General features: G+C 59.9%; 2 protein-coding genes. One reads left to right on the plus strand and one right to left on the minus strand.

Annotated features, from left to right (window positions below; all coding sequences use genetic code 11):
- Positions 1–269 (minus strand): malonate decarboxylase subunit alpha (locus tag ALO64_RS26360; protein WP_235805002.1); only part of this gene is annotated, 269 nt, incomplete at its 3' end.
- 262 nt (positions 270–531) lie between these two features.
- On the opposite strand from ALO64_RS26360, the gene ALO64_RS15005 reads away from it, so the two are divergent.
- Positions 532–924, plus strand: a complete 393-nt coding sequence (locus tag ALO64_RS15005; protein ID WP_005731023.1) for a PAAR domain-containing protein — start codon at positions 532–534, stop codon at positions 922–924.
- The last annotated feature ends 67 nt before the right edge of the window (positions 925–991 follow it).

Raw genomic sequence — 991 nt, forward strand, 5'->3', positions numbered from 1 at the left:
CGGCCAACGCTCGGCATGATCATGTGCAGGTCATGCACCTTGCCCGGATCGACTTTGGCCAGCGCGCGGGACAGGAAGTCCGCCTGCTTCTGGTTATTGCCCTCAAGCACCACCCGATCACCGGAAACCAGCAAGGCCTCCAGCGCCGCGACAATCTTGTCGGTCGGCAGCACTACGCCATCGGCCAGCGCCCGCACCTGCTCCAGACGCCACTGCTTCTCGGTGCGACGACGTGTCCAGCGTGCGTCGGGGGAAGTTGTTGTTGTCATGATCGCTCCACGATTTTGCTGTCGTGGGCCACCTTAGGAGCGATAGGGGCAAGCATCAATCAAGCAGCGAGGTGAATCGTTACGGCTGGAGTAACGATAGTAGAAGTGATCATTTTTCGATCACCTTTATTGATGCCCGTAACATCCGCGAAACGCTCTGCTGATCTTTTCGTAGGACCGGTCTTTAACAGGGCTTCTGCGCACCTGAGTAGCGGTTTTACGCCTAGCCTTCAGGCTTCCAGAACTCAAAGGAAGCACTGCCATGTCGTTCATAGTCAGGGAAGGCGATCCAACCACCACCGGCGGGTTTGTGCTGAGCGGCTCGTCAAGCGAAGTCATCGACCAGCGCCGCGTTGCCCGCATGGGCGACCCCGTGTGGTGCCCGGCGTGCACCCGCATCGGTTTCATTGCTCAGGGCAACCCGACGTATGTCGACGATCTGGTGGCGGTTGCCACGCAGGGACATGCAGTGGAGTGCGGCTGCAAACCCGGCTGCAACCGCCTGAGCGCCTCGCAGGAACACGTTCAGGCCGACATGGACGCTGCTGTCACCATCTCCACCGAACTGGCCTCGGCCGCGCGGCTGCATGCAGAGCACCTGGCCTGCTCATTGAGAGACGGCAGCTATACGCCCGAGGTGCTCCGGCCACGATGATTTCTGTGTCTGAGCGTTATGCATAAGTCTTGAGATGCTCACAGATTGGCTTCTGCCCGCAGGGCGT

It is taken from the genome of Pseudomonas meliae (genome assembly GCF_001400515.1).
In the GTDB taxonomy this organism is placed as follows: Bacteria; Pseudomonadota; Gammaproteobacteria; order Pseudomonadales; family Pseudomonadaceae; genus Aquipseudomonas; species Aquipseudomonas amygdali.

What these genes read in the sequence shown, in the direction of transcription:
- ALO64_RS15005 (WP_005731023.1), top strand. Translation starts at nt 532, where the DNA reads ATGTCGTTCATAGTCAGGGAAGGCGATCCAACCACCACCGGCGGGTTT.